At 62.9% G+C, this 16595-nt stretch carries 8 protein-coding genes; 1 reads left to right on the top strand and 7 read right to left on the bottom strand.

Annotated features, from left to right (window positions below):
* Positions 1–379 precede the first annotated feature (379 nt).
* Complete coding sequence (locus tag AC1AZA_RS06665) at positions 380–1540, top strand: LacI family DNA-binding transcriptional regulator (RefSeq protein ID WP_476513889.1); 1161 nt, start codon at positions 380–382, stop codon at positions 1538–1540.
* Positions 1541–1859: 319 nt separating this feature from the next.
* Here the strand turns inward: AC1AZA_RS06665 and AC1AZA_RS06670 are convergent, their stop codons facing one another.
* From AC1AZA_RS06670 to AC1AZA_RS06700, 7 genes are all read right to left on the bottom strand, one after another.
* The gene (locus AC1AZA_RS06670; protein ID WP_476513890.1) at positions 1860–5666 is read right to left on the bottom strand and encodes an immunoglobulin-like domain-containing protein; all 3807 of its coding nucleotides are present in this window, start codon (positions 5664–5666) and stop codon (positions 1860–1862) included.
* A 337-nt stretch (positions 5667–6003) separates the two neighbouring features.
* Positions 6004–7137: a LacI family DNA-binding transcriptional regulator gene (locus tag AC1AZA_RS06675; RefSeq protein ID WP_476513891.1), complete on the bottom strand. Its 1134-nt coding sequence runs from the start codon at positions 7135–7137 to the stop codon at positions 6004–6006.
* A gap of 31 nt (positions 7138–7168) precedes the next feature.
* Positions 7169–7876, bottom strand: a complete 708-nt coding sequence (mtnN, locus tag AC1AZA_RS06680) for a 5'-methylthioadenosine/S-adenosylhomocysteine nucleosidase (protein ID WP_476513892.1) — start codon at positions 7874–7876, stop codon at positions 7169–7171.
* A gap of 12 nt (positions 7877–7888) precedes the next feature.
* Complete coding sequence (locus AC1AZA_RS06685) at positions 7889–8689, bottom strand: transglutaminase family protein (protein ID WP_476513893.1); 801 nt, start codon at positions 8687–8689, stop codon at positions 7889–7891.
* A gap of 152 nt (positions 8690–8841) precedes the next feature.
* Positions 8842–11037 carry a circularly permuted type 2 ATP-grasp protein gene (locus AC1AZA_RS06690; RefSeq protein ID WP_476513894.1) on the bottom strand — a complete coding sequence of 732 codons (2196 nt, stop codon included), beginning with the start codon at positions 11035–11037 and terminating at the stop codon, positions 8842–8844.
* Between the two features lie 319 nt (positions 11038–11356).
* On the bottom strand, positions 11357–12292 hold the full coding sequence (locus tag AC1AZA_RS06695; RefSeq protein WP_476513895.1) for a tRNA pseudouridine synthase A: 936 nt from the start codon (positions 12290–12292) through the stop codon (positions 11357–11359).
* 254 nt (positions 12293–12546) lie between these two features.
* Positions 12547–16515, bottom strand: coding sequence for an immunoglobulin-like domain-containing protein (locus AC1AZA_RS06700; RefSeq protein WP_476513896.1), 3969 nt, complete (start codon positions 16513–16515; stop codon positions 12547–12549).
* Positions 16516–16595: the final 80 nt, after the last annotated feature.

A 16595-nucleotide genomic window follows, 5' to 3' on the forward strand; every position in this document is an offset into this window, starting at 1 on the left:
GGCAGAAACAACATAGGGTGCCGATCCTCCTTAGCGGGAGGGTCGGCATCTTTTAGTATCGGGCGGGGCGCCGTCCATCCGGCAAACTATCGAGGGTATTTCCCTCCCGACCGTCGGCATTCCGCCCCCTCGGCCGGAAAATCCCCCGGATGGTTTGCCGGGCCCGAGCCGGGACCAGCCCCCTACCCCCAACCCAACCCAACCCAACCCGACCATACAATCATTTTTGATCATGTTCATTCACCAATAATCATCCGGTTTTCAGTATTTCGACACGACCTTTGGCTCATTTGTGATCATTTCTCACGGGATTACGCTATTATTGATTGAAAATGAACATCTACGGACCGCGGTTGGTCCACACGCGAGGAAGCGAACAATGGCTGAGAACACTAACGATCATCATGGGCGTGATTTGCTGCCCGCCGAGCGTCAGGACATGATCCTGAGCCTGCTCACGCGGCAAAGCGTCGTGACCGTCACGGAACTCGCCACGCTGCTCAACACCACGGAGATCACGGTCCGTCGCGATCTGACCATTCTTGCCAACGCAGGCCTGCTCAAGCGCGTGCGTGGCGGGGCCATGTCCCTGTCCGGCACCACCACGCGAACCGGCTCGCTCACCCCATCGTTCACGGCTCCCATTCCCACGCCGGACGGCATCAGCGACATGCCATTGCCCACCGGCATCGACGAATCGAACGCCGGCAAGCCCGTCATCGGCGTCATGCTGCCCGAGCCCAGCTTCTTCTGGCCCAACGTCATCGAATCCATCCGCGAGACCGCCAATGAACTCGGCGCACGCATCGTCTCGCGCGAAAGCTCGTACGACAAGATCAACGAGACGGAAATCCTCGATTGGCTCGCCACCGAACCGTCCCTATGTGGCATCATCGCATCCCCGTCAGGCCGACCCGACGTGGGCGAGCAAACGTGGCAGTGGTTCGCGCACTCCCCCGTACCCGTGGTGGTGGCTGAGCGAGACCAGCCCGTATTCGGCACCTGCTACGTAGATTCGGTACGCACCAACCATCATTACGGCGTGCGCAAGGCCGCCGTGCACTTCCTGCAGCACGGCCACACGCGCATCGGCGCCGCCTTCTCCGACACCCCCACCTCCGCGGTCATCGAAAACGGCTGGAAGCATGTTCTCAATGGTTCCGACCGCATCGACTGCCCGTTCATTCTGGACGGCATTCAGCCGTACGACACGTCCGGCGTGGACGGCATCGTGGACCGCATCCTCGGCACGCACGTTACCGCCATGCTCGTGCATTCGGACTATCTTGCCATCGCCATCGCACAGGTTCTGGAGCGACGGGGCAAGCGCGTGCCGGACGACATTTCGCTCATCTCCATCGATGGCTATGCCACGCCGAGCTCCCGCCCGCTGACCGTGCTGCGTTCCAACACCAAGGAACTGGGCGACCTGTGCGTGCGCACGCTCATGCAGCGCATAGCCGATCCGGAAGCCGCCACGCGCCATATCTTCGTGGACCCGACGCTCGTGGACCGCGGCTCCGTCGCCACCATCTCGTAGGGCCGGATTGGGCCGGATCGACCTGGACAGGGCTTGGCCTGTCGACCGGACCGGCCCGCCCGACAGGCAATTGACCGACCAGCTACATGGCCAGTCCGGCCACCTCATCCGGCAAACTTTCGAGGGTATTTATGGCCAAAATGTTGGCATTCCGCCGACCAACCGAGAAACACCCCGGAAAGTTTGCCGGAAGGAACGAGACGGAACCGTCCCACCGCCCGTCCGGACATAGATAAAGGGCGGGTCGGACGGACACGCGTTCCATCCGACCCGCCCGGGAAAAAGGGCGAGCCCTACAGGACCGCCCCTAGGGGCAGGCTCAGTCGCGACGACGACGGGTCAGCGTCAGCACCGCACCGCACGCAGCGGCGATCAGCGCCAACGCAGCCACACCCGCCACGGCCACACCGGTCTGCGGCGTCGCGGCAGCCTGCTTCTTGCCGGAGTCAACGGTCTTGCCGGCATCCGACTTCTGATCGGCCTTCTGACCGTCGTCCTGACCGTCGTCGACAGCAGCACCGTCCTGACCCGGCTTGCCGTCCTGACCGTCGGCACCCGGCTTACCGTCCTGACCGTCCTGACCATTCTGACCAGGCTCACCCGGCTTGCCATCCTGACCCGGCTGACCGGGCTGACCCGGCTGACCGGGCTGACCGGGCTGCGGCGGCGTCACCGGCTTAGCCTTGACCGTCACCGTACGCTTCGCAGTCGCCACGTTGCCGGCCTTGTCAGACACCGTGTAGACCAGCTCGTAGGGACCGGCCTTCGCGGTATCCACGGAGCCCGTCACCTTGATCGCAGCCGTCACGTCACCGTCCACGTCATCCGTAGCCGAAACCCCGGCCAACGGATCAAACGCGGCACCGAAGTCCACCGTCACATCGGCCACACCAGAGAACACCGGAGCGGTCTTATCCGTGGGCTGCGGCGTCACCGGCTCAGCCTTCACCAGCGCCTCACGCGCGGCGGACAGCGCCTTCAAAGCAGCGTCCACCTGATCCTGAGTGGCATCCGCATCCGCGGCAACCGCCTTCGCATCAGCCAACGCCGTGGCAAACACGGCCCACGACTCAGCCGTGTAATCCGCCTGCTTCAGCGCCCCAGCATCCGTAATCGCCGCAGTCAGCGCGGTCTTATCCACGGGCTGCGGCGTCACCGGCTCAGCCTTGACCGTCACCGTACGCTTCGCAGTCGCCGTGTTGCCGGCCTTGTCAGACACCGTATAGGTCAGCTCGTACTTGCCGGCCTTCGAGGTATCCACGGCACCGGACACCTTGATCGCAGCAGTCACGTCACCATCCACGTCATCCTTAGCCGAAACACCGGCCAACGGATCAAACGCAGCACCGAAGTCCACCGTCACGTCGTCAACACCGGCAAACACCGGCGCAACAGTATCCGGCGTGGGCTGCGGAGCGGACTCGCGTACCACGGAGGCCACGGGCTGGCCCGGCTCCACCTTGACGACGGTCTTGCCGTCCTGGCTCAGGGTCACCTTGGCGCTGTACGCCTTGGCGAGGTTCAGGCGCGACCAGCCTTCGGAGGAGGCGTCGAGCGGATAGCCGGAATCGCCCTCAGTGGCGGCGAGCACGGCCTTCTTCTGGTCGACGGTGAGGTCCTTGAAGGCCTCAACGTTGTCCAGCAGCGCCACGGCGGCATCCGGCACCTGCGCAGCCTGCCCGGTCTCGCCCACCTGGGCAAAGCCGTAGGTCATGCGTTCGCCGTACACGTCGATGGCGGACTTGCGGTCGGTGACCGGCTCGGTGGCCACCGCGTCGGTAAAGGCGTTCTGGTAACCGTTGGCAGCGTTCGCACCGGTGTTGGCGATGCACTCGGCCAGCGTTGAGCCGTGACCGTCGGCCTTGCAGCGAGCCGTCAGGTAGTCTACGAGCTCCTGACGCGCGTACTGGCCGTAAATGGCCTGGTAGTTGTTCTGATCGTTCGGGTCCGTGGCCGGGTTGGCGACCATGGAGGCCACGCCCCACTGGCCGGCGATGTGCCCGCCGAGGATGTCCAGTGGGTAGTGGACGCCGAGCACGATGCGGTTGTTGCCGGCCTCGGACACACGGGTCATGATCTCCGGGCCGAGCTCGGGCAGCAGGTACGCCAAGCCGGTGCCCTGCGTAAACGCGAACGTGGTGTGGCCGGACGGGAACGAGCCGGAGGAGGCGAGGCCGTCGTACTGGCCCTGATCCTCGTACGCCTTGACCTTCTTGATGTCCAGCGTCTGCTTGAGATCGCCGAGGTTCAGGGTCTGACCGCGGTAGTTGATGCGGTCGACGTACGGACGCGGGTGCTGGAAGTACTTCTTGGCGGTGCCGGTGCTCACCGAGTAGTCGGCCCAGCTGAGGAAGAACGACACGTTGGCCAGCTTGCAGTCCTTGTCGCCGTAGTTGTCGTCGGACGTGCAGGTGGCGATGCCTTCCTTGAAGTACTGGCCGAGCACGGGGCCGAGCGCGTCGTACAGCGTGTCGGTGGAGTTCATGGCGGCGTCGGAGACCGCGCGGGCCTTCTGGGCGTCGTCCGCGGCGGCCTTGTTGTTGATGGCCTCGGTGGTGTCGTCGTCGTGCTTGAGCACGCCGGACTTATCGCCGTCGGTCACGCCGCCCTTGTAGAAGTCGAAGTAGTTGTTGTACGCCTTGAGCAGGTTGGACAGATCATCCGCCTTGGGCTGGGTGGGAACCTCGGCCTTCTGCTCGATCTTCACCTCGTTGCGATGGTGGCCGAAGGAGATGCTGGTGATCTTGCGGGTGGACGGATCCGTGCCGTCGAAGGTGACGCGCGCGGTGTAGATCTTCGCCAGGTTGACGCGACCCCAGCCGTTGCTGTTCGCGTCCAGCGGGTAGCCGGATTCGATCTCGCTGGCGGCGATCACCTGACGCAGTTCGTCGGTGGTGAACTTGAGCTTGGCGTCGTCCGGATCGCTGGCGTCGTCGGTGTTGAAGTACTCGACGTTGGCGAGCAGACGCTCGGCGCCTTCCGGCACCACCGGGCGCTTGGTGGCGTCACCGGTCTGCGGGAAGCCGTAGGTCATGCGGGCCTCGTAGGCGGCCAGCGTGGAGTCCTCGTCCACGACCGGATCCTTGACCACGTCGTCGGTGAAGGCGTTGGTGTAGCCGCCGTAGTCCTTCTTGCTGGACTGACCGTTGGCGTTGGTCTTGTTGATGCAGGAGTGCAGGTTCACGTCGCTGGTCAGACCGTTGGCCTGGCAGTCGGCGCCGAGCACGGACTGGAGCTCCTCGCGAGCATCCTTGGCCTGCTGAGCGGTGGCTGAGTCGGCCAGCGCGTTGGCCACGCCGTATGCACCGGCGATGTGCCCGCCCATGATGTCCAGCGGGTAGTGCACGCCGAGCACGATGCGGTTGTTGCCGGCCTCGGACACGCGGGTCATGATCTGCGGGCCCAGCTCGGGCAGCGCGGTGGCGAGCGCGGTACCCAGCGCGAACGCGAAGGTGGTGTGGCCGGACGGGAACGAGCCGGAGTTTGCCAGCGCGTCGTAGCCGTACGGATCGGATTCGTAGGCGGGCACCTTGCTGATGTTCAGCGTGGTCTTGAGGCCCTTGAGGTCCAGCTTCTCGCCGTCATAGTTCGCGCGATCGATGTACGGGCGCGGGTGCGCGTACGTGTTCTTCGCGTCGCCGGTGCCGATGGAGCCGGCCATGGCCTTGAGGTACGCCTCGGTCTTCGGCAGCTTGCCGGCGTTCATGTCCGCCTTGAAGTAGCCGCCGAGCGTGGCGCCCAGACCGTCGGCCAATGTGTCGGTGATGTTCATCTGGGCGTCGGAGTAGGCGCGCGCCTGCTGATCGTTGGTCTTGTCCGCGGTGTCCTTGGCGGCCTTGTTGTTGATCTGCTCGGTCAGGTCGTCGTCGTGCTTGAGCACGCTGACGCCGGCGTCCGTGACACCCTTGCCGGGCGTCCAATAGGTGTTGAAGTCGTTCAGCATGGCGGTCAGCGCCTTGTTCGGATCCCCGGACGGGGCGGCGGCGACGTCATACTGGATGAAGCTCTGCTGGTTGCCGGACTCGGCGGCGTACGCGGGCTGCACCTGCGCGACGATCGCTCCGGACACCAGCGTGGCCGCGGCGGCCAGTGCGGCGATCGCTCCCCGCAGGGCCTTGGCAGGCATGGCTGTGTTCCTCATATCTCTCCAACCGTTGATGGTTTTGGTTTCCCATGGTTTGCGACGGCAGCGGGCATACTCCCCCTCTCGTCGTTCCGACTCGATTGTCCCGCCTTCGCGTGGAGCGGCGACCGGTCTTTATGGAGAAATCATTCAGCCGTAAGACGGCGTTTACCCAGACGTTGGCCGGGCGGGTGGACGGGCCGGTCAGGAGGGCAGACCGGGCGAGCGGGTTGGCCTGCTGCTGTTGACAAACTTTCCGGGGTATTTCCCGGCAGATCGGCGGAATTTCAACGGTTGGGACAGAAATACCCCCGAAAGTTTGCTCGAAAGAGAGCTCGCCCTACGCCTCGGGCGAGGAAGCCCGGTAGACCAGCCGATGCGGGACATACTCCAGTCCGGCCGGCGCCCGATGCCCGGCCTCGATCTGCGCGATGATCGAATCGACGGCCTTGATGGCCACGGCATCGGCGCTCTGGTCCACGGTGGTGAGTGAGGGGATGGAGAAGCGCGCCTCGTCGATGTTGTCGAAGCCCACCACGCGCACGTCCTCGGGGATGTTCATGCCCAAGTCCTTGACCTGCCTCATGGCGCCGAACGCCAGATGATCGTTGCAGGCCACAATGCCGTCCGGGCGAAGCCCGTCGTCCAGCAGCGCGGTCACCGCATGCGCCCCGGCCAGACCGTTCCAATCCTGTACCGCGCGCACGAGCCGCGGGTCGAACGCCATGCCGTGGTCTTCGATGGCCCGCCGGTATCCCTCGGCTCGCGTGGTCCGGGAGGACGGTCTGCCCTCCAACTCGCCGCCGATGATCGCGATGCGCCGACACCCGGCTGCGATGAGATGCGTCGTGGCATCGTAGGCGGCCTGCACGTTGTTGACCACGAAATGCGGGCAGTCGGGCGTGAACGGCTGCACGCCGAGCATGACGAGCGGGTAGTCGCCGGCGAAAACCTCCGTGTCCCGATCGGTGAGCATGGCGGGACTGACGATCAGCCCGTCCGTGGCATGATTGCGCACGTTGGTGGGACTGGCAAGCTCGCGCGAACGGTCAAGCCCCGTTGATTCGATGAGCACGCCGTAGCCGCGGTACCGTGCGGCGGCGATGATCCGCTCGGACAGCTCCGCGAAGTACGCCTGCCGAAGGTCGGATACGGACAGGGTGAGCAGCCCGGTGCGCCCGGTCTTGAGCGTGCGCGCAGCGCTGTTGACTACGTAGCCAAGGTCGTCGATGGCCTGCTGCACGCGCTTCTTGGTGGTCTCGCGCATGTACGGGTAGCCGCTCAGGTAATTCGACACGGTGGCGATGGACACGTGGGCCTCGGCCGCCGCGTCACGCAGCGTCCGTCGCCGCCCGCCGCTCGGCGTCCGCTCGCCCTGGTTCCGTTCACGAGTCTGTCCCCCGTGCGCGGAACCCGTATGCCCGTCGGCCCGTGCACCGGCGCCCTCATGGGCCTCATCATCCGTCTTCGTCACCTGTATGTTCCGTTCCCGTCAACGCCCGCGCTCACATGCGGCGCAGGATGTCCACCACCAGCCGCGCGGCGGTGTTCGCGTATTCGGAGATGTCGAACTCCTTGAACACCTCGTAGTCGGTGTCCGCATTGTCGGACAGGGCACGGATCACCAGCGCGGGCACACCGTTGCGGGCGGCCACGTGGGCCACGGCGGCGCCTTCCATCTCCACTGCGTCGGCGCCGGTGGCCAGCACCACTTCGTTCACCTTTGCCGGCGTGTCCACGAAGTAGTTACCGGACGCGATGATGCCGGTGATGTGGTGAATGCCGGCATCGGTCAGAGCCGCGTCGGCGAGCGCGAGCAGCCGGTCGTCGGAATGGAATTCCTCCACCGGAGCGCTCTCCGTACCAGGCGTCCACTGCCCCACCAGGCGCATGTCGGTGTCGAGGTAGCGCAGCGTGCCGCCGAGCACTACGTCGTTGACGTGTAGTTCTCGGTTGAGGTTGCCGGCAATGCCAGAGAAGATCACGGCGTCCGGCGCGTAGGCGTCGATGAGCCGTTGCGTGGTGGCCGCGGCGTTGACCAGTCCCATGCCGCCCACGGTAGCCGCCACGTTCACGGTTTCACCGCCGTTCGTGGTCAGTGTTCCACGGGAAACATCGAGGCTGGCGGCACGGTCATGCTCGGCGTTGTCCAGCGCGCCGGCAATGAGCGCGACTTCCTCGTCAAGGGCTCCGATGATGGCGATGGTGGTCATGAAACAATCCTTTCAGATACGCTGTTCGTGCACGGAGGCGTTGACCCACTGGGTCTGCTTGACGCTCACGCCGGAGAAGATGCCTATGTCGAGCATGCAGTCGCGGTAGTCGCGTCCGTGGGCGATGGTGATGTAGTTGTCGTCCACCATGCGGTTGTGCGTGGGGTCGAGACCGATCCAACGGTCCTTGTGATACACCTCCACCCACGCGTGCGTGGCGCCCTCGCCGCCCAGCAGTCCGGCGATGTAGCGCGCGGTGAGCCCCATGTGGCGGCAGACGGCGAGCATGACGTGCGCGTAGTCCTGGCACACCCCCTTGCCTTGCGCGAGCGCTTGCTCGGCGGTGGTGCGGATGGTGGTGGACAGCGGCGTGTAAGTGAACGCCTTGTAGACCTCGTCCATGATCACGCGGGCCACGGCGACCGGCGAGCCGGTATTGGACTCGTGGCGCAGACGGTCCTTGCACCGCTCGGTCAGGGCGGTGACGGTCGGGCCCGGTACGGTGAGCGCGGAGTCGAACCGGTAGAGCGGCTTGTAGATTTCCGGCTTGATGTGCTCGTTGTCCACGAAGGCGATGCCTGTGACCGAGTAGTTGAAATGGTCGTGCGCCTCGGGGATGTAGCCGGTCTTGACCACGGAGTCGAACGAGTCGATGGTGGTCTCCAGCTTCACGTCCGGGTCGATGGACACCTCCACGTCCACCACCTGCTGGCGCGGGCCGGTGGCGGGGATGCAGCGCAGCTGGAAGCGGTGGTCGGTGACGGGCGCGCTGAACGACAGTTTCATCCGATAGTCGAACACCAGTTTTTTCAACGGTTTCAGCCCCTCGCCTCGAAGTTCGTAACGACATGGTACAGCAACGCCGACGGCCCGGTTCCGTCACGGTATCAGTCCGTCGCCTCCATTGTACGGCCTTTGCGCGGAGCCGCACGCCGCAGGGCCGTACGCGGGCGCAGCGACCGGCCCTACAGCTTCGTGGCGTCCATGTTCATCGCGTTGATCATGCCGATGTCCCTGAGCCGGCTGGCGCTGATGCGGTCGCCGAACCCGTCGAGGAAGGCCCTGAGCGTGCTGGCCAGATCGGCGTATCCGCGCACCGGCATCTGGTCGATGAGCCAGCGCACTCCGTCCGCGAAGCACTGCGGCAGGGGCATGCCGTCCAACGTCATGGCGTAGGATGCGAGCTTCCTCAGCGGCGGCAGCAGCTGCTCCTTGGGCAGGCCGAAGCGGGTGTACAGGTCGATGCGCTCCACGTATTTGCCGATGAAGATGAACGACTTGAGCGTCTGATCCACCGTGGAGTTCTCGATGCCGCCCCAGAAGGCAAGCAGATCGTCGGTGATGTCACGCTGTTTGTACAGGCCCTCGCTGCTGCTGCCGGCGCTGCGCGAGGCATCCACGATGTTCGTGAGCGCGAGCTCCACGTATTGCAGCAGATCGGAGCCGAGTTCGGGGCGCAGGATCACCGCATTGTTGAAAGCGGCCTTGATGGCGGCGTGCACGGAGTCCGGGTTGGATTCGTCGTAGAGGAAGTTCTGGATGAACGCGTCGAAGTCGGCAAAGTCCTCCGGCAGGTCGAGCGCACGGGCGAACGGACGAAATGCATCCACATCCGTGTCCATCACCTGGTCGTAGAACGGGAAGAAGCGCTTGATCGTGGTGAACACGCGCTCGGTGTAGCGGCCCAGCCAGTACAGCGTGTCCGTCTTGGAGGAGGTGACGAGCGCCAGCGCGTGGCGGGCGGATTCCGCGGCGATGGCGATCTTCTCGCGTTCGCGCGACTGGTCGGCGTCCTCCTGCACGCCCGAATGCTCGTCCGGGGCCATGATCCACGTGTCCTTGAAGCCGCCGCCCTGCGACGAGTTCACGATCATCTGCCCGGGGATGGACGAGTAGCGCGTCAGGCCCGAATACCAGACGTGCGTGCTCTTGCCGGTCACCACGAAGGCGCGCAGATCGGCCTTGCGCGGCACCGCCTCGCCCGTGGCCGGGTCGATCACCGAAAGATCCTTGAACTGGATGACCTCCTGGGCGATGAACCGCCGCGGCTCGGCCTTGATCCGGTCCGCCAGTTCCTCGCGGCGCGCCGCATCGAGCGACGAGCCGAACACCACGCCGTAGCCGCCGGCCTCCGCCACGTCCTTGATGACCAGTTCGCCCAGCCGGTTCAGCACCTCCTTGCGGTCGGACTCGAACATCGGCATGTACGTGGGCGCGTTCTTGAGAATCGGGTCCTCATGCAGGTAGTACTGGATCATGGCGGGTACGAAGTAGTAGATCGCCTTGTCGTCCGCGGCGCCGTTGCCCGGCGCGTTCATGATCGCCACGTTGCCGGCCCGGTACACGGACAGCAACCCCGGTACGCCGATCACCGAATCCGGGTTGAAGGCGAACGGGTCCAGATATTCGTCCGACAGACGGCGGTACACCACGCCCACCCGGTGCTTGGCGCCCGCGTAGTCCACGAACCACAGCTTGTTGCCTTCCACCTCAAGGTCCTCGGGGAAGGCGAGCACGGCACCGGTCTTCTCCGCCAGATACGCGTGCTCGAAGAACGCGGAGTTGTAGCGGCCCGGCGTGAGCACCACAGCAATGCCCTCGGTGGACACGAAATCCATCGATTTGCGCAGCAACGTGGGGTAGGCGCGATTGTCGCGGATGCGCACGTCGCGGAACAGCGTGGGGCAGGTGCGTCGTTCGATGTCTCTCACGAACAGCGGGTAGCTCGCACCGGACGGAATGCGCAGGTTGTCCTCGAGCACCCACCACTGGCCGTCCTCGCCCTGCACCAGATCCTCGCCGGCAATGTGCGCGAAGATGCCGGCCGGCGGGGTCACGCCGTTGACCTGCGGGAAGTAGCCGGCGGACGTGTACACGTACTCTTCGGGAATGATGCCGTCGTGAATGATGCGCTTGTCCGAGTAGACGTCCCTCAGGTACGCGTTGAGGGCATCGACGCGCTGCTTGAGGCCGCGTTCGAGCTCGTCGAATTCGTTGGATTCGATCACGCGCGGCACCGGATCGTAGGGGAACAGCTGATCGTGGTATGTGCCGTTCTTGTAGATGCCGAACCGCACGCCGTTGCGGCTCAGCTCACGGTTGATGGCCTCCCTGCGGTTGACCAGTTCCGCGGCCAATTTCCGTGCACTCGTATCGACCATCTCGCGCTCCTTGCCCGTGCCGTTCCCGGTCGGCGTGCCACCGGTTCGATGGCGGCTTGCGACCGTGCGAGGCCGCATTCGAGCTGCGGCCCGCCTGCTCACTGATGGCTACGCTAGGCGGCCGGCGTTACCGGGGATGCCCGGTTATGTTACGGCTGTGCTAAGCGCATGATCGGTCCAACCTGTGGCCCGTATTTTGCAGCTTGGACCGATCATGCGATTTTCCGGCCGTTTTGGGGCCGTTTTTTCGCGCAATCGGTCCAAGCTGCGTTTCGGGGCGCGCAGGTTGGACCGATCATGCGAAAGTGCAGGGCTGCGGCTACAGTGTGCGCTTGGCGCGGATGGCTTCAGCGCGGGCGGCCAGCTGATCGTCCGGCGGGTAGGCCACGTGCTCGAGCGTGAGGCCCTGCGGCGCGATCGGCCCGGTCTCCCCCTCGCGCTTCGGTTCGACGACCTTCCCATGGAACCAGTCGACGCTCCGCTTGCCGAGCCCCACCTTGATCGACGCGCCCACAAGCGAGCGGACCATGTTGCGTGCAAAGGCGTCGGCCACGATAGTGAGTGCCAGCAGCCCGGATTCCGCGGTCGGCGTCGCGTACGCGGGAACGCCCACGGCGGTCTCAGCCGGCATGGCCAGCGGCCGGACGGGCACGCGAGCCCAATGCGCGTACTTCACCTCGCGAATGGTGGTGCCGCCCGGGTTGGGGATGGCGAACGAGCCGAAGTCGTGCAGGCCGATCGTCGCGGCAAGGGCCTGATTCATGGCGTCCACGTCGAGCGGACCGCCGTCCACGCGCAGCACGAAACCGCGCAGCCGCGGGTCCATGGGCGCGGTGGCCGGATCGTCAGCGTCACACACGCGGTACACATACGTTCGTTCCAGCGCGGAGAAACGGGCGTCGAACCCTTCCGGCGCGCGGGTGACGCGGTGGATCACGATGTCGTTCGGCAGCATGCGGTCGAGCCGACGCTGCAACGCCGTTTCGGCCGGCACGTCCATATGCCTGACCACGCCGGCCAGCGACTCCTCCTCCACGTCCAGATGGCACACCTGATGCGCCGCGTGCACGCCCGTGTCCGTGCGCCCGGCCACCACAAGCCGCGGCTGTAGCCCGTCGTCCGCCGATGCCGTCGTGCGCAGGATTCTCGCCAGCGCCGATTCGATCTCCCCCTGCACGGTCCTCAGGGTCGGCTGCTTCGCCCAGCCGTAGAATTCGCCGCCGTCGTATGCCAAGTCAATCCGCAGTCGTATCACGCCCCTCATTGTCGCATACCGCGCGCGTGATGCCGGCCACAACGCAACGGCATCCGCACCGATGGCGACGACGGATGCACACGGTGTACATCCATATCGGATGTTTGCGTGCCCGCACGATGACACAGAAAACGGCGCGTCGCATGATGATTCATACGACGCGCCGGGAAACACAATCATCAGTGAAACAGATGAGTTGAGATAGCCCTAGATGATCTCCTTTCTACGAGCCTGTACGGATGCCGTCACCGGTCTCAGTCGCGGCGGGCACGACGAACCAGCGCGACACCGCCGGCAAGCAGCGCCACAGCCAGCGCAGCCACGCCACTCACCGCAGCGCCCGTGGAAGCCAGGCCGCCGTTCTTGGTGCTGCCGGATTGCTGCACCTTGCCACCGTTCTGACCGGACTGGTTGTTCTGGTTGGGCTGATTGGACTGGCCGGCATCCTGACCATTCTGGCCGGGCTGACCGTCCTCACCGTTCTCGCCAGGCTTGCCATCCTCGCCAGGCTTGCCATCCTGACCAGGCTTGCCATCCTCGCCAGGCTTGCCATCCTGACCAGGCTTGCCATCCTGACCAGGCTTGCCATCCTCGCCAGGCTTGCCATCCGCGGCCTTGTCCTTCACCGTGACCGTACGATTCGCGGTCGCCGTGTTGCCGGCCTTGTCGGACACGGTGTAGGTCAGCTCATACGAACCGGCCTTCGACGTATCCACCGCACCGGCAACCTTGATCGAACCGGACACGTCACCGTCCACGTCATCCGTAGCGGTCACGCCCTCCAACGGATCGAACGAAGCACCGAACTCCACCGTCACGTCAGCCACACCGGCAAACACCGGAGCGGTCTTGTCCGGCGCAGGCGGCGTCACCGACTCATCCTTGACCGTGACCGTACGCTTCGCGGTCGCTGTGTTGCCGGCCTTGTCGGACACGGTGTAGGTCAGCTCATACGAACCGGCCTTCGACGTATCCACCGCACCGGCAACCTTGATCAAACCGGACACGTCACCGTCCACGTCATCCGTAGCGGTCACACCCTCCAACGGATCGAACGAAGCACCGAGTTTCACCGTTATGTCAGTCGCTCCTTCAATGGTCGGCTTGACCGTATCCGGCACGGGCTTGGCTATTACGGTCACGGCCTGCGTGACAGACTGGCCACCGTAGGTGATGGTCACAATCTGAGTACCTAGCGTATTGGCATCGTACCCAGTCACGTACTTGCTAGGATTAGCAGCAATCTCAGCAGTTACATCGGTATATTCACTGCTGGGTTCGATCTTGGCAAGCAACTTCATACCATCAAAATCCAGCGGCTGTCCCTGCTCGTAAACGACTTCTTTCATGGGATCCTGCAGCTTGAGCTCCGTAGCGCGAACCGTATCGGCAGATACTACGGGGAATACGGCACTGGCAGTAAGAGACGGATTGGCGGCATATACGTTGAGCTTGGTCAGCGTAGACACGCTCCACCAGTTAGATCCGAAGGAAATCTTGCCGCTCGTCGCAGACTTCGACAGGAGTGCGCGGTCGATGAAATGGCCATTGACATAGGTGGTGACTACTCGGCCTCGCACCGAAATAAGGAACGTGTTTGAAGTGCCCTTGATGGTGCTGGTCAATCCATCAATGTCAACATTGGCAAGTTTTTCATCACCATCGGTGCGACTCAGAGTGGAGTTGCTCAGTCCCCATACCGCGGTGGTCTTGTCGCTCTTGCCGGAGTTACGCAATCCAAGTTGGAAGCTCGCACCAGACTCAGCTTCGATCTCCACGGTGTAATCAGTCCATTCATCGCCGCCTTCCGCAGGAAGGAATGCACCCCCACCGTCGATGGTAATTACGCCATCTTTGAGAAACACGCCGCCGCTGCCACCGTTTTCTTCCTTGGAAGAAGGCAGCGGATTGCCCTTCTTGTCCACGAACGGATTGGCCTTCATGGTATCGATGGACAGCAGCTTCTCAGCCTCGGAAGGCATGATCACGTTCTTCGACAAATCGAGCTCGCGCGCAACCCCATTCGGGTCCCAATTGGGCACTGTCGCGGTAACGGTCACACCCTCTTTGGACTCTTTAACGCCGGTGATCTTCCCCTTCTTGATGGTAGCTAAGGAATCGTCATCGGAAGAGAAAGAAGCACCGCTCACGTCAATGTTCTTGCCGGCAGGCGTAGTCATACGCAATTTCAGGGAATCGGTCACTCCGACTTTCAAGGTATCGAGACCGCTGCCCAGAGCCACACCCAATGTATTGGGCTGCGTGGTAGCCGAGACGACCGTTACGGTGGCATACACCTTGCGCTCATTGACCGGCTCGTTATTGCCATCGGCGTGCAGAACGCCGAAAACAGTGGAAGTACCCAGTGATGCTAAAGCCTCGTTGAGGGTCTTGGCATCCCATGTAACGGGTACGTCCCTGTACTCCTTACCGTCCAGAGAGACATTCACATCCCGGGTAAGCGTGTTGGCCGCGAAGTCACTGGTCTGATCGATCGGAACCGTGTAGTTAAGATCAGTCAACGTGGTGGTGGCCTTGTATACGTTCGGATTCTGCGGATCCCACTTGTCATAGAATTCGATGCGCATCTGACCGTCATCGGTCACCTGAATGGGCAGCCAGACCAAACGAGAGTTGCGCCCCGCGGATCCGTTTTCGGTCTTCCAGCGATCGCCCATGTAGATGTATTCATTCTTGGACGCATCAACCGTGAAGATGTATGTGGGCTGCGAATTGAAACCATTTCCGTGATCCACATCCGTTCCGGGGCCCTGCAACGGATTGGCGATCTTCTCCCACTGGGTACCCTCAGCGGTGATCATCGACTTGGAACGGTAAGCGATGACTCCTGATGCAGACCATCCGGCGGTACCGGATGTAAGCATGTAATACCAGTCTCCGATATGCACCACCGAAGAAGCTTCACGCTTGCCATCCGGAAGCACGCGATAGCTGAAATCCTTGCCAACTTCGGCGGTATCTCCTGGCTTGGCGGGCGCAGTATATGTGTCGTTGAGCAGGGAGACGTACATCTGCGCATTCATTTCCGAGGAATAGACGGCATACGCGTCGTCCACGCCATCATGGTTGTTGTCGACGCCACGGTCAATGAACACCGTGAAATCACGGGATTCGCCAAGACGTTTCGGACTGAGCTCCTTCTTGTAGTTCATGCGCTCGGTATTCACGAGCTTGAACGGTCCGAACGGACTGTCGGACACTGCATAACCGATTTCGGCGCGAGAATAACGCGACCCCGTGTCGGTATTGCCATCTTTGTAGTACTGAGTGCAGTCGGTCGGGGTGGCAGTCGCAGCACACCCCTGGATCCATGCGTTACGTCCTGCATGGGCGTTGGCAGCCGAATCACTATGGAAAATAATGACGAACTGCTTGGTCTTCTTGTTGTAGATCATCTTCGGACGTTCGACAATGTTATACATGCCGTACAAATCCACGAAAGCATTGCGCAGCAGAGCTTCATCATACGTGGGCTTGCCATCTTCGCCGGTACCAGTAACATATGCCGCCGCCACAGCCTTGGCAGATGCCGCCTGCTCGCTCTTGTTCTCGGCAGCCGCTTCCTGCTCGCTCAGAGCGGCCAGACGTTTGAACTCGGAATAGTTCTCCTCGCTGAGCACCGCAAATGTTTGTGTCTTGTCCTTGTGATCTTTGGTACCGTAGTCGATGCGCACGCCATCAGGATCAATTTGATGATCCTTGTAGTAGACGCGCTGATCTACGTCAGTATACGATTCCTGCGTACCGGGATCGCCTATGGTGATGACCTTGTTGGGCAGCACATTATGAGTAGGTAGCACAGTACCCATGTTGTGCCAGTTCTTCATGTCCGTGGACCAATACCCGTTGACGCCATCGACGGGCCGCGTGGCATGCGTCTTGTTCTCGCCATACAACAGGTAAACCCGATCATTTTGATCGCCGTCCCCCGTCACATCATAACCAATCTCGGATTCCTCGAAAGCATCTCCGGCACCGCCATGAGCCTCGATAAGGTTGCCGTCCGTGTCGCGCCACACCTCACCGGGGCGGATGCTATCGTACGGCTGTTCCAGCGTTGGACCGTCAGCGGCATAGGCAGCGCCCGCAGCAACGGCACCTGTGGTGACCGCCATGGAGGCGAGCGTGGCTATGGCCGCCACGGAGGCTGCCAGTCGTTTGGCTTCCTTGCCTGGGAATGTTTGAGAGTGTGGTCTTCTCATATGTTCTCCTTCGACCGAGCATCGGGCGTATGCCCGACGCAGTCTTGAATTGTAACGTTGCAATTTTAGGAACAGCAATG

Source organism: Bifidobacterium sp. LH_389 (genome assembly GCF_056357235.1).

Bases quoted from the DNA above. Each gene is read 5' to 3' on its own strand.
- AC1AZA_RS06665 (WP_476513889.1), top strand. From the start codon at position 380: ATGGCTGAGAACACTAACGATCATCATGGGCGTGATTTGCTGCCCGCC.
- AC1AZA_RS06670 (WP_476513890.1), bottom strand. From the start codon at position 5,666: ATGCCTGCCAAGGCCCTGCGGGGAGCGATCGCCGCACTGGCCGCCGCG.
- mtnN (WP_476513892.1), bottom strand. From the start codon at position 7,876: ATGACCACCATCGCCATCATCGGAGCCCTTGACGAGGAAGTCGCGCTC.
- AC1AZA_RS06690 (WP_476513894.1), bottom strand. From the start codon at position 11,037: ATGGTCGATACGAGTGCACGGAAATTGGCCGCGGAACTGGTCAACCGC.
- AC1AZA_RS06700 (WP_476513896.1), bottom strand. From the start codon at position 16,515: ATGAGAAGACCACACTCTCAAACATTCCCAGGCAAGGAAGCCAAACGA.